The 13,174-nt window shown below is 62.3% G+C and carries 11 protein-coding genes; 1 reads left to right on the top strand and 10 read right to left on the bottom strand.

Annotated elements, in window-relative coordinates; translation table 11 throughout:
- Positions 1-293: 293 nt before the first annotated feature.
- From copD to ASC85_RS30240, 4 genes are read right to left on the bottom strand one after another with little or no spacing between them, the layout of a single operon-like run.
- Positions 294-1,205, bottom strand: coding sequence for a copper homeostasis membrane protein CopD (gene copD, locus ASC85_RS30255; RefSeq protein WP_057452527.1), 912 nt, complete (start codon positions 1,203-1,205; stop codon positions 294-296).
- Positions 1,206-1,209: 4 nt separating this feature from the next.
- Positions 1,210-1,596, bottom strand: coding sequence for a copper homeostasis periplasmic binding protein CopC (gene copC / locus ASC85_RS30250; protein ID WP_057452526.1), 387 nt, complete (start codon positions 1,594-1,596; stop codon positions 1,210-1,212).
- 53 nt (positions 1,597-1,649) lie between these two features.
- Positions 1,650-2,570, bottom strand: coding sequence for a copper resistance protein B (locus ASC85_RS30245; RefSeq protein WP_057452525.1), 921 nt, complete (start codon positions 2,568-2,570; stop codon positions 1,650-1,652).
- Between the two features lie 10 nt (positions 2,571-2,580).
- Positions 2,581-4,356 (bottom strand): copper resistance system multicopper oxidase, encoded by a 1,776-nt coding sequence (locus tag ASC85_RS30240; protein ID WP_057452524.1) that lies wholly within the window; start codon positions 4,354-4,356, stop codon positions 2,581-2,583.
- A gap of 315 nt (positions 4,357-4,671) precedes the next feature.
- Between ASC85_RS30240 and nadA the strand changes: the two genes are divergently transcribed.
- The gene (nadA, locus tag ASC85_RS30235; RefSeq protein ID WP_003205010.1) at positions 4,672-5,730 is read left to right on the top strand and encodes a quinolinate synthase NadA; all 1,059 of its coding nucleotides are present in this window, start codon (positions 4,672-4,674) and stop codon (positions 5,728-5,730) included.
- A 143-nt stretch (positions 5,731-5,873) separates the two neighbouring features.
- Here nadA and ASC85_RS30230 read toward each other — a convergent pair whose 3' ends face one another.
- The 6 genes from ASC85_RS30230 to gcvH form a co-directional block, all read right to left on the bottom strand.
- Positions 5,874-6,362 carry an RDD family protein gene (locus ASC85_RS30230; RefSeq protein WP_057452585.1) on the bottom strand — a complete coding sequence of 163 codons (489 nt, stop codon included), beginning with the start codon at positions 6,360-6,362 and terminating at the stop codon, positions 5,874-5,876.
- 92 nt (positions 6,363-6,454) lie between these two features.
- Positions 6,455-6,667 (bottom strand): cold-shock protein, encoded by a 213-nt coding sequence (locus ASC85_RS30225; protein ID WP_014339904.1) that lies wholly within the window; start codon positions 6,665-6,667, stop codon positions 6,455-6,457.
- A 395-nt stretch (positions 6,668-7,062) separates the two neighbouring features.
- On the bottom strand, positions 7,063-8,187 hold the full coding sequence (gene gcvT / locus ASC85_RS30220) for a glycine cleavage system aminomethyltransferase GcvT (protein WP_057452523.1): 1,125 nt from the start codon (positions 8,185-8,187) through the stop codon (positions 7,063-7,065).
- A gap of 39 nt (positions 8,188-8,226) precedes the next feature.
- A complete protein-coding gene (locus ASC85_RS30215; protein WP_003205004.1) occupies positions 8,227-9,603 on the bottom strand; it encodes an L-serine ammonia-lyase in 1,377 nt (458 codons plus the stop codon).
- Between the two features lie 126 nt (positions 9,604-9,729).
- A complete protein-coding gene (gcvP, locus tag ASC85_RS30210) occupies positions 9,730-12,579 on the bottom strand; it encodes an aminomethyl-transferring glycine dehydrogenase (RefSeq protein WP_057452522.1) in 2,850 nt (949 codons plus the stop codon).
- Between the two features lie 10 nt (positions 12,580-12,589).
- Positions 12,590-12,973, bottom strand: coding sequence for a glycine cleavage system protein GcvH (gcvH, locus tag ASC85_RS30205; protein WP_014339901.1), 384 nt, complete (start codon positions 12,971-12,973; stop codon positions 12,590-12,592).
- Positions 12,974-13,174 lie beyond the last annotated feature (201 nt).

Below are 13,174 nucleotides of genomic sequence, written 5' to 3'. Positions count from 1 at the left end.
GGGCCTTGGCTGGATAAAGCCCCATTTAGGCCAGGGCACCTTGCGATGGGCAAACTGAAAACTGGTGAGGCTTATTTAATAATTAAATGCGGCTCGCTTTTGTGGCGAGGGAGCTTGCTCCCGCTTGACTCTGTAGGAGCTGGCGAAGCCTGCGATCTTTTGATTTTTTTGATCGTTCGCTCACGACTCAAGTGTCTGGTACAAGATCGCAGCCTCGTTGCACTCGACAGCTCCTACACGCACCCCAGCGGGAGCAAGCTCCCTCGCCACGGATTCAGTGGGGCGCTAGTTGGTTATTCCATCCCCGGGCTCAGCGTCCCCAGCCACGCCACCAGCCCGAGGATGATCACCGCCACAGCGAACTCCAGGACCATGCTGCGCCGCAGGGCATTCACCGCGACCCCGTGCTCACCGGTCTGTCGGGCCTGCTCCAGCAGTGGGCTCAGGTGAAAACGGTTCAGCGCGGCGAACACCAGCATGGCCGCGAATAAAATGAGTTTGAGCGCCAGCAACTGTCCATAGGTACTGTCGAACAAGCCTGCGACGTTTGGGCCGACGATAAAAAGATAATTGACCACCCCCGTCACGCTGATGAGCACCACGATCACCGCCCCGGCGGTTTCAAACCCGGTCAACGTCCGAGCCAGTACCGCCAACTGCGGTTCGGCCTGGCGAAGCAGCAGGGCAAACGCGGCCAAGGCGCCGACCCAGCCTCCCGCCGCCCACAGGTGCAGGAAGTCGGTGATGAAGTGCCAATTGCGGCGTGCGCCTTCGTCCATGGCGCCGTGCCCTGCCCAGGCCAGCGTCGCCAAGGCCACCGCACCGCCCAGCATGACCAGGCCCAGGCTGGCGCTTGGCCAACGTTTATTGAGCGTCACGGCGACACCCGCCAGGAGCAGCGCCGCCATCCGCAGTGTCCAACTCAAGCCGACGTCGGTCTCCACTACCATCATTTCAATGTGCGGCCACAGCTCGGCCCAGTCCGCAACGCCGCTCATGGCCCAGGCCATGCACGCCATGGCGGCGAGGGAGAGCAACCCGCCCAGCACCGCCGTGGTCAGCAGCAGCGGCGTGAAAGGCAACTGCGCGCTCGATACCCGCTCCTGGCCTCGCAGGCTATAGAGGCCGAACGCGGCCAGGCCGAACAACAACATCAAATCCAGGTACAGGGCAAAACGCAGGGCAATGTTGATCGAGTCGCTCATCAACTCACTTCACCTTGAACGTGACGTTACCGGTGATCGGGTGAGTGTCGGACGACACCGCGCGCCACTGGACCTGATAGGTGCCGGCGGTGAGGGGGCCATTCGGGACAATGACCATGGTTTTCGGGTCATCGCTGCCGGAGACCTTGGCTGGCATGGGCATGGGCGAATGCGCCGCCATGCCGGGCATGGCGGTCATCATCAGCTTGGCGCCGGAAAACTTGGTCATCAGGTTTTCGGAAAAGTGCAGCTCGATCTTTGCCGGTGCCGGACCTTCGGCGCCCTCGGCGGGGGTAGAGGACAGCAGTTTCGGGTGGGCCTGGGCCAGGCCACTGAGCAACAGGCCGGTGGACAAGGCAACGGCGACAACGGCGGTTTTGATGAGTGACATGCAAGGACTCCTACAGCTTGGTTTTTTAGTTTTGAGTGGAACAGGTCAGTGGCTCAGAACCACATGCGCACGCCCAGCACCAGGCGGGCTTCGCTGCGGTCTTCGCCTTCTTCACGGGCGTAATCGGCGGTGTTGCCGTAGACCCGATTCCAGGTGACGCCAATGTAGGGTGCGAATTCGCGGCGTATTTCATAACGCAGCCGTACGCCAAGTTCGGTGTCCGACAGTCCTGAGCCGACGCCGCGGGCGGGGTCGTTCTTGCCATAGAAGTTGACCTCGGCGGTGGGCTGCAGGATCAACCGATTGGTCAGCAGGATGTCGTAGTCGCCTTCCAGCCGCGCCGCGCTCTGGCCACCTTCACCGATGAACGCGGTGGCCTCGGCTTCGAAGTTGTACAGCGCCATGCCTTGCACGCCGAAGGCGGCCCAGGTTTGTGGATCGCCCGGCTTGAAGTCCTGGCGTACGCCGGCTACCACGTCCCACCAAGGACTGATGGCGTGGCCCCATAGGGCCTGAAGTTCCGCCTCTTCGGTCTTGCCGTTGAGGCGTTCACCTTCGGAGCGCAGCCACAAACGGTCGATGTCGCCACCGATCCAGCCGGAGGCGTCCCAGCTCAGGGCGCTGCCATCATCGGCGTCTTGCCACTCCAACTGGTCGATGAGGAAAAACGAATTGATGGCGCTGTCATGCACCGCGTGTCCGCCATGATCCTCGTAGACGGCGGCGCGGTCGGCGGCGGTCAGTTCCGGGATCGGCGTGCGGCTGCTGGTCGGCGCTGATTGCATGGGTTCCATGCCCTGCATCGAGTCCATGCCTTGCATCGAATCCATACCTTGCATCTGGCTATGGTCCATCCCGGGCATCTGGCTGTGATCCATGCCTTGCATGTCGTTGCCCGCCGCCCAGGCCGAGGTAGTGGCGCCGAGGGTCAGGCTGGCAATGAGTGCCATGGGGTAGTGAAAAACAGTGGTCATGGTCGGCTCCTCATTCCTGCACCCGAACTTCACGGAACATGCCCATCTCCATGTGAAACAGCAGATGACAGTGGTACGCCCAGCGCCCGAGGGCATCGGCGGTGACGCGGTAGCTGCGCTTGGCGCCCGGTGGCACGTCGATGGTGTGCTTGCGCACCATGAACTGGCCGTTCTCATCCTCCAGGTCGCTCCACATGCCGTGCAGGTGGATGGGGTGGGTCATCATGGTGTCGTTGATCAGCACGATGCGCAGTCGTTCGCCGTACTTGAGCAGCAGCGGTGCGGCGTCGGAAAACTTCACGCCGTTGAACGACCAGGCGAATTTCTCCATGTGCCCGGTCAGATGCAGCTCGATCGTACGGCCCGGCTCGCGGCCGTCGGGGTCGGGGAAGGTGCTGCGCAGGTCTGAGTAGGTCAGCACTTTGCGGCCGTTGTTGCGCAGCCCCATGCCCGGGTCGTCGAGCTTGGGCTTGACGGTCATGGCCTGCATGTCCACCAGGGGGTTGTCTTTCTCGGTGTCGGGATGCGACAGCATGCCGTCCATGCCCTGCATGGCACCGTGATCCATCCCGGCCATGTCGCCCATGCCCTGCATCTGGCTATGATCCATACCTTGCATCTGGCTGTCGTCCATCCCGGCCATGCCCTGCATCGAGCCGTGGTCCATGCCACCCATGCCCATGTCGTCCATGGTCACCAATGGCCGAGGGTCCAGGGGCGGCACCGGTGCCGACAACCCGGCCCTGGCCGCGAGGGTGCCGCGGGCATAACCGGTGCGGTCCATGGACTGGGCGAACAGGGTGTAGGCCTCCTGGGTTGGTTCGACAATGACGTCATAGGTTTCGGCCACGGCGATCCGGAACTCATCGACACTCACCGGTTTGACGTACTGTCCGTCGGACGCCACCACCGTCATCTTCAAGCCGGGAATCCGCACGTCGAAATAGCTCATGGCCGAGCCGTTGATAAAGCGCAGGCGAAGACGTTCGCCAGGCTTGAACAGGCCGGTCCAGTTCATGTCCGGCGCCTGGCCGTTCATGAGGTAGGTATAGGTGGCGCCACTGACATCGGCCAGGTCAGTGGGATTCATCTTCATCTCGGCCCACATCTTGCGATTGGCCACGGTGCTGGCCCAGCCGTTCTTGCCCACATCGTCGATGAAGTCGCCGACGGTGCGTTTGTTGTAGTTGTAGTAGTCCGACTGTTTCTTGAGCTTGCGAAGGATGTTGCCGGGGGCTTCATCGGTCCAGTCGGTGAGCATCACCACATAGTCCCGTTCGTACTGGAAGGGCTCCGGTTCCCGGGCGTCGATCACCAGCGGGCCGTAGACCCCGGATTGTTCCTGGAAGCCGGAATGGCTGTGGTACCAGTAGGTGCCGTTCTGCCGGACCTTGAACTGATACACGTACATGCCGTCGGGTTCGATGCCCTTGAAACTCAACCCCGGAACGCCGTCCATGTTGGCTGGCAGCAGGATGCCGTGCCAGTGGATGGACGTGGTGTCCTTCAAGCGATTGCGCACTCGCAGGGTCACGGTGTCGCCTTCACGCCAGCGCAGCAGCGGGCCGGGAATGCCGCCGTTGATGGTCTGGGCGGTACGTGGGTTGCCGGTGAAGTTGACCGGGCTTTCGCCGATGAACAGGTCGAACTCGGTGCCGCTCAGGACGTTGGGCTGGCCCGGGCCGGTGACCGCCCAGACAGGCGCACGCCACAAGCCCAGGCCGCCGAGGATGCCACCGGCAGTCAGGCCTTTTACAAAGGTTCGCCGGGAAGTTTTTGTTTGCATACGATGGAAGTCCGTCAGTCGATTCGCCGCGAACACGGGGCAATCCCCCGGCGTCGCTTTGAAAAGAAGATGACATAAGCCGGCCGAGCAGGTGATTACATTTCGGTCAGCTTGCTCCCGCTGGCGCGCGCGTCCGGTTCCAGGGGCGGACACAGGTCAGAATGATCTTTTGCATCGACGGGATATTCTGTAGCCTTGCCGGCTTCACGCTGTCCCGTGCCTGATTGATACCCACTTTCCCGGCGGTACCCGAGTGGTCCGGAGCCGGGTGTATACTCGACTTTCGCGCTAAACGCGCTTGCAGGTCTTGCGAACATGACGCAAATTTCCGAACGCCTTCTGGTCCAGGCCCACCTCGACGCCAAGCAGCCCAAGCCGCTGACCGCCGAGCAAGAGGCCTGGTACCGCGCCGCCATCGCCGCCGAGCTCAAGGCTCAGGACGCGGTGCTGGTCGCGCACTTCTACTGCGACCCGATCATCCAGGCCCTGGCCGAAGAGACCGGTGGTTGCGTGTCCGACTCCCTGGAAATGGCCCGCTTCGGCAATGCCCATCCGGCCAAGACCGTGGTGGTGGCGGGGGTCAAGTTCATGGGCGAGACCGCCAAGATCCTCAATCCCGAAAAACGTGTGCTGATGCCCACCCTGGAAGCCACCTGCTCCCTGGACCTGGGCTGCCCGGTGGACGAGTTCTCGGCGTTCTGCGACCAGCATCCGGAGCGCACCGTGGTGGTGTACGCCAACACCTCGGCGGCAGTGAAGGCCCGGGCCGACTGGGTGGTGACGTCCAGTTGCGCGCTGGAAATCGTCGAGAGCCTGATGGACAACGGCGAGACGATCATCTGGGGCCCGGACAAGCACCTGGGCACTTACATCCAGCGCAAGACCGGCGCCGACATGCTGCTCTGGGACGGTGCCTGTATCGTCCACGAAGAGTTCAAGTCCAAGCAGTTGGAGGACATGAAGGCGCTCTACCCGGACGCCGCGATCCTGGTGCACCCGGAGTCGCCGACGTCGGTGATCGAACTGGCGGATGCCGTCGGCTCCACCAGCCAATTGATCGCCGCGGCCCAGACCCTGCCGAACAAGACGCTGATCGTCGCCACCGACCGGGGCATTTTCTACAAGATGCAGCAGCTGTGCCCGGACAAGGTCTTCATTGAAGCGCCTACCGCCGGCAACGGCGCGGCGTGCCGCAGTTGCGCACACTGCCCATGGATGGCGATGAATACCCTGGAGCGCACGCTCAAGAGCTTGCAGGAGGGTGCCAACGAGATCTTCGTCGACCCGGCGCTGATCCCCCAGGCGATTCGCCCGCTCAAGCGCATGCTGGACTTCACTCAGGCGGCGCGGATGAAGCTGGCGGGCAATGCCTGATTGAAGGCGTGGGCTTGATCGTTCCCACGCTTTGCGTGGGAACGCCTCTGCGGACGCTCCGCGTTCGGCTTTTTGGGACGCAGAGCGTCCCAGGCTACATTCCCACGCAGAGCGTGGGAACGATCAAGGAAGGATGAACGAAGTTATTTGGTTTTCTTGGGAATCCGCACCAACTGCGTATCCGAGTAGATGTCATGCCAACTGCGCTTGCGCTTGTCGAACAGCGCCCAGATGAAGCCCAGCCCCACCAGCAGCAGTGACGCAATCGCTACCACGAATCGCAACAGCGCCTGCCACAGGCTGATGGCCGTGCCATCGGCGTTCTGTACGCGGATGCACCACACCTGCATGCCCAGCGTCTGGCCGTTGTGGGTCCAGAACTTGGCGAAGAAGCCGAACAGCACAAACAGCAGCACGGTGGACAGCAGCGGGTCACCGTCCAGTGCGCCGGCTTCGGTCAGGGCGCGCATTTTTTCTTCGCCGATGATCGCCATCTGGATCATCTTGTAGGCACCGCTGGTGACGATCAGCAGCGCCGTGCACAGCAAGAAGTCATAAAACATCGCTGCCAGGCGACGGCCGAGGCCGGCGGGAGGAAAGTCGCCCTGGGGGGTGAGCAGGTGTTTCGGCATGATGGCCTCGGCTGAAAAAGAAGCCATTTTACGGATTTACGCCCATAAAAAAGCCCCTGATATCAATCAGGGGCTTTTTTGTTCTCGAAAGCTTAGCCTTCGGCCTGAACCTCGTCAGCCTGCATGCCTTTCTGGCCTTGCACAGCAACGAAAGTGACTTTCTGGCCTTCTTTCAGGCTCTTGAAGCCGTTGCCCTGGATGGCGCGGAAATGCACGAACAGATCCGGACCGCTTTCAGGCGTGATAAAACCAAAACCCTTCTCGTCGTTGAACCACTTGACGGTACCGCTCTGACGATCAGCCATTTTCTTATTTCCTTTGACGCTAAAATTGATGACAGCCTCTTTCGCATGAAAGAGTACTGGGGCTGGGTTGCAGGAAAGTAAGAGACGTCGAACGGGATGTAGCGAACTTCATAAGCTACTGCCCAGGTCACGATTCCAAGCGACCCATGCAAACACAGTGACCAAACTCTACGCCAACTACGAATGAAAAAACAACCCCCCGGGGAAGCCCGTATTTGCTCAGCTTGCAGGCATTTACATACATCGCCGGGCGGGGCTTATTCGATAGGCTAGTTCAATTGTTAACGACCGATATAAGCGCCATTGAATGTCTAAGGATATGCACCTTTTTATGGCGGTTGCGTTACACATTAGTGCACGTATAACGCAATCGCGTTACTTATAGAAACAGTCAATCAACCGCGGTAGTAGCGTTGTGGGACGAATGGCATTTTGCTTACAAGTAAAGGCACCTTTTTCCCACGCACGATGGCCCAGACTGGCGTATCCAGTGCGACATAGGCGCTGTCCAGGTAACCCATCGCCAACGGACCGCCCAGGGTCGGGCCGAAACCGCCGCTGCACACCGTCCCGATAATCTCGCCCGCTTCGTTGACGATCTCTGCGCCTTCGCGCACTGGTGTGCGTTCTTGGGGCAGCAGGCCGACGCGTTTGCGCTTCACGCCGCCCTGTTGTTGGGCGAACACGGTTTCAGCGCCGGGGAAACCGCCAGCGCGAGTGCCGTCGGCACGACGTACTTTGGAAATCGCCCACAACAGGCTGGCTTCGATCGGCGTGGTCTCGGTGTTCATGTCGTGGCCGTAGAGGCACAGGCCGGCTTCCAGGCGCAGGGAGTCACGGGCACCGAGGCCGATGGCCGCGACTTCCGGCTCGGCCAGCAGGGCGCGGGCCAGTTTTTCCGCATCGGCGGCGGGTATCGAGATTTCGAAACCGTCTTCACCGGTGTAGCCCGAACGGCTGACAAAGCAGTCCACGCCCAACAGCGTGACGCGCTGGAACTGCATGAAGGTCATCTTCGCCACGTCCGGCGCCAGGCGTGCGAGCACGGTGACGGCGGCCGGGCCTTGCAGGGCGAGCAGGGCGCGGGCTTCGAACAGCGGCTCGATGCTGCACTGCGCGCCAATGTGGGCCCGCAGGTGGGCCAGGTCCTGGTCCTTGCAGGCCGCGTTGACCACCAGGAACAGTTCGTCATTGCCCAGGTTGGCGACCATCAGGTCGTCGAGGATGCCGCCGTTCTCGTTGGTGAACATGGCGTAGCGCTGCATGCCCACCGGCAGGTCGATGATGTCCACCGGCACCAGGGTTTCCAGGGCCTTGGCGGCGCCGGCGCCGGTCAGGCGGATCTGGCCCATGTGGGACACGTCGAACAGCCCGGCCTGATCGCGGGTGTGCTGGTGTTCCTTCATCACCCCCAGAGGGTACTGCACCGGCATGTCGTAGCCGGCGAACGGCACCATGCGGGCGCCGAGTTCGAGGTGCAGCGCGTGCAGCGGGGTCTTCAGCAGTTGTTCGGTGGACATATCAGCTCCTGGAAAAAATGTGGAAGTGAGGCAAGCGCATCAGCATTCGATGATGTTGACCGCCAGACCGCCGCGGGCGGTCTCCTTGTATTTGCTTTTCATGTCGGCGCCGGTCTGGCGCATGGTACGGATGACTTTGTCGAGGGAGACGAAGTGATGCCCGTCGCCGCGCATGGCCATGCGTACCGCGTTGATGGCTTTCACCGAACCCATGGCGTTGCGTTCGATGCACGGCACCTGCACCAGGCCGCCGATCGGGTCGCAGGTCAGGCCGAGGTTGTGTTCCATGCCGATCTCGGCGGCGTTTTCCACTTGCTGCACGCTGCCGCCGAGCACTTCGCAGAGGGCGCCGGCGGCCATGGAACAGGCCACGCCCACTTCACCCTGGCAACCGACTTCGGCGCCGGAGATGGAGGCGTTTTCCTTGTACAGGATGCCGATGGCGGCGGCGGTCAGCAGGAACCGCACCACGCCATCTTCGCTGGCCCCGGGGATAAAGCGCATGTAGTAATGCAGCACGGCCGGGATGATCCCCGCCGCCCCGTTGGTCGGCGCGGTGACGACGCGACCGCCATAGGCGTTTTCTTCGTTGACCGCCAAGGCGTACAGGTTGACCCAGTCCAGCACCGACAGTGGATCGCGCAGTGCGGCTTCGGGGTTCTTGCACAGCTGGCGGTGCAACGCCGCGGCCCGGCGCTTGACCTTCAGCCCGCCTGGCAGAATCCCTTCGTTGCGACAGCCGGCCGCCACGCAATCCTGCATCACCTGCCAGATTTTCAGCAGCCCGGCACGGGTCTCGGCTTCGGGGCGCCAGGCGCTTTCGTTGGTCAGCATCACCTGGCTGATGGACAGGCCATAGGTGCTGCAATGACCTAGCAGGTCCTTGGCACTCTTGAACGGAAAGGTCAGGGGCGTGGCATCTTCGACGATGCGGTCGGCGCCAGCCGCGTCTTCATCGACGACAAAGCCGCCACCGACCGAGTAGTACTCGCGGCTGCGCACTTGCAGCCCCGCGGCATCGAAGGCGCGGAAAATCATACCGTTGGGGTGAAAGGCCAGCGGCTTGCGGATCATCGCCAAGTGCAGCTTTTCATTGAATTCGATGGAGTGTTCGCCGAGCAGGTTCAGGCGACCGCTGCTGCGGATCGCTTGCAGGCGGGCGTCGACGGTTTCGGTGTCCACGGTGTCGGGATGCTCGCCTTCCAGGCCCAGCAGCACGGCCTTGTCGCTGCCGTGGCCCTTGCCGGTGGCGCCGAGCGAGCCGTAGAGCTCGACCTTGACGCTGGTGGTGCAATTGAGCAAGTCATCACGACGCAGCCCCTCGGCGAAACGGGCAGCGGCACGCATCGGGCCGACGGTATGGGAGCTGGAAGGGCCGATACCGATCTTGAACAGGTCGAACACGCTTAACGACATGGTGTTTCTCCAGTTTCTTTTTATGAGGATCGACGATTATGAGGTCGGGTACAGGTCCCTTGAGAAAGTGTTTTCACAAGGGATGCGGCGTGTCTGATGGGGGCGAGCTAGCCCGCCCCCTTCAGGTCAAGCGTAGCTTTCGATCGACGGGCAGGCGCAGACCAGGTTGCGGTCGCCGAACACGTTGTCGACCCGGCCCACGGGCGGCCAGTACTTGCCTTCGATCAACGACGCCACCGGGTACACCGCCTGTTCGCGACTGTAAGGGTGGGTCCACTCGCCGACGATTTCCGCCGCAGTGTGCGGGGCGTTCTTCAGCGGGTTGTCGTCCTTGTCCAGACTGCCGTTTTCCACCGCGCGAATTTCTTCGCGGATGCAGATCAGGGCGTCGCAGAAACGGTCCAGTTCTTCCTTGGATTCGCTTTCGGTCGGCTCGATCATCAGCGTGCCGGCCACCGGGAACGACATGGTCGGCGCATGGAAACCGAAGTCGATCAGGCGCTTGGCCACGTCATCGACGCTGATGCCGCTGCTGTCCTTGAGTGGACGCAGGTCGAGGATGCATTCGTGGGCCACCAGGCCGTTGCTGCCGGAGTAGAGCACTGGGTAGTGCTCTTCCAGGCGACGGGCGATGTAGTTGGCGTTGAGGATCGCCAGTTGCGAGGCGCGCTTGAGGCCGGCGCCGCCCATCATGCGGATGTACATCCAGGTGATCGGCAAGATGCTCGCGCTGCCGAACGGCGCCGCGCACACCGCGCCTTCCTTGCGTTCCATGTTGGCGTGGCCCGGCAGGAACGGTGCCAGGTGCGACTTGACGCCAATCGGGCCGACGCCCGGGCCGCCACCGCCGTGGGGAATGCAGAAGGTCTTGTGCAGGTTCAGGTGCGACACGTCGCCGCCGAACTTGCCTGGGGCGCAGAGGCCGACCATGGCGTTCATGTTGGCGCCGTCGATGTACACCTGGCCGCCGTTGTCATGAATGATGCCGCAGATTTCACGGATGCCTTCTTCGAACACACCGTGGGTGGACGGGTAGGTGATCATCAGCGCGGCGAGGTGTTCGCGGTGCTCGATGGCCTTGGTACGCAGGTCTTCGATGTCGACGTTGCCGCGGGCATCGCAGGCGGTCACGACCACGCGCATACCAGCCATGTGGGCCGTGGCCGGGTTGGTACCGTGGGCCGAGGACGGGATCAGGCAGATGTCGCGACGGTCTTCGCCACGGCTCTGGTGATAGGCGCGGATCGCCAGCAGGCCGGCGTATTCGCCCTGGGAACCGGCGTTGGGTTGCAGCGACACCGCGTCATAGCCGGTGGCGGCGCAGAGCATGGCCTCCAGCTCGTCGGTCAGTTGCTGGTAGCCAGCGCTCTGTTCGGCCGGGGCGAACGGGTGCAGGGCGCCGAACTCGGCCCAGGTCACCGGGATCATTTCGCTGGCGGCGTTGAGTTTCATGGTGCAGGAACCCAGTGGGATCATGGTGCGATCCAGGGCCAGGTCCTTGTCGGCGAGCTTGCGCAGGTAGCGCATCAGCTCGGTTTCGGAGTGGTAGCGGTTGAACACCGGGTGGCTGAGGATAGCCGATTGGCGCACCAGCTCGGCCGGAATGCGGCTTTGCACGCTGGTGGCCAGTGTCGCGAAGTCCGGCACGGCTTTGCCGTCGGCCAACAGGTTCCACAGGGCTTCGACGTCAGCCTGGCTGGTGGTCTCGTCCAGGGACAGGCCCAGGCGTTGCGCGTCCACCACACGCAGGTTGATGCGCTGGGCGCGGGCCTTATCGTGCAGGGCGGCGGTTTGCGCGCCGGTGCGCAGGGTCAGGGTGTCGAAGAAGCTCTCTTGCTCGACGCTCAGGCCCAGTGCGCCCAGGCCCTTGGCGAGGATCGCGGTCAGGTGATGGATGCGATTGGCAATTTGCACCAGGCCCTTGGGACCGTGGTACACGGCGTACATGCTGGCGATGTTGGCCAGCAGCACCTGGGCGGTGCAGATGTTGCTCGTGGCTTTCTCGCGACGGATGTGTTGCTCGCGGGTCTGCATCGCCAGGCGCAGGGCCGGCTTGCCGAAACGGTCCACGGAAACGCCGACCAGGCGGCCCGGCATGTCGCGCTTGAAGGCGTCCTTGGTGGAGAAATACGCCGCGTGCGGGCCGCCGAAGCCCAGCGGCACACCGAAGCGTTGGGCGCTGCCGATGGCCACGTCGGCGCCGAATTCACCTGGCGGGGTCAACAGGGTCAGGGCCAGCAAATCCGCGGCCACCGCCACCAGGGCATTGGCGGCGTGGAAGCGTTCGGTCAGTTCGCGGTAGTCGAACAGGTCACCGTTGCTGGCTGGGTACTGCAGCAGCGCGCCGAAGAAACCGCTGACGTCGCTCAGTTCGCGCTCATCGCCCACCACTACATCGATGCCCAGGGGCTCGGCACGGGTGCGTAGCACGTCGAGGGTTTGCGGGTGGCTGTGCACGGAGGCGAAGAACGCGTTGCTGCCCTTGTTCTTGCTCAGGCGCTTGCAGAAGGTCATGGCTTCGGCGGCGGCGGTGGCTTCGTCGAGCAAGGACGCGTTGGCGATCGGCAGGCCGGTAAGGTCGCTGATCAGGGTCTGGAAGTTCAACAGCGCTTCGAGACGGCCCTGGGAGATTTCTGGCTGGTACGGGGTGTAGGCGGTGTACCAGGCCGGGTTTTCCAGCAGATTGCGCAGGATCGGTGCCGGCGTGTGGCAGTTGTAGTAGCCCTGGCCGATGTAGGTCTTGAACAGTTGGTTCTTGGCGGCGATGGCCTTGATCGAGGCCAGTGCATCGGCTTCGCTCTGGCCGTCGCCCATGTCCAGCACGCTGGTGCCCTTGATGCTTTCCGGGATGACGCTGGCGCTCAGGGCTTCCAGGGAGTCGTAGCCCAGGCGCTCGAGCATGGCTTGCTCGTCGCTGGCTCGCGGGCCGATGTGGCGGGCGATGAATTCGTTGGCAGTGCCGAGATTAACGGTCATGTGGCGCTCCTCAGGCTTCGGCGTTGGCTTTGATCAGGCGGTCGTAGGCGTCCTGGTCCAGCAGTTGGTCCACTTCGGCGGCGTTGGCCGGGTTGAAACGGAAAAACCAGCCTTCGCCCAACGGATCTTCATTGACCAGTTCCGGATTGCTTTCCAGGGCCGGGTTCACTTCGAGCACTTCACCGTCCAGTGGCATGTAGACACCGCTGGCGGCTTTCACCGATTCCACGGTGGAGGCTTCGGCACCCTTGTCGTAGCTTTGCAGTTCCGGTAACTGAACATAGACCACATCGCCCAAGGCGTTCTGGGCAAACGCAGTAATACCGACTGTAACGCTGCCGTCGGCTTCGGTGCGCAGCCATTCGTGATCTTCAGTGAAACGCAACTCGCTCATGGAAACTCCTGGGGCCAGATTCGTCTGGTGGACGCGAAGAAAGGCGCGGGGCTTGGCCCGGCCGAATGCTAATACCCATAGCAAGAATGCGGCCAATATTAATAATTGCTTATATATCAATGGCTTGAATGGTTTTGTCGCCGCTTGGATCGACTTCGCTGTAGCGAAATCGCTACAGCTGGGAGGCTGGATAAAATCGTT

The sequence above is a fragment of the Pseudomonas sp. Root401 genome, from assembly GCF_001425105.1.
GTDB lineage: Bacteria > Pseudomonadota > Gammaproteobacteria > Pseudomonadales > Pseudomonadaceae > Aquipseudomonas > Aquipseudomonas brassicacearum.
This window is presented reverse-complemented; position numbering and strand designations above follow the sequence as displayed.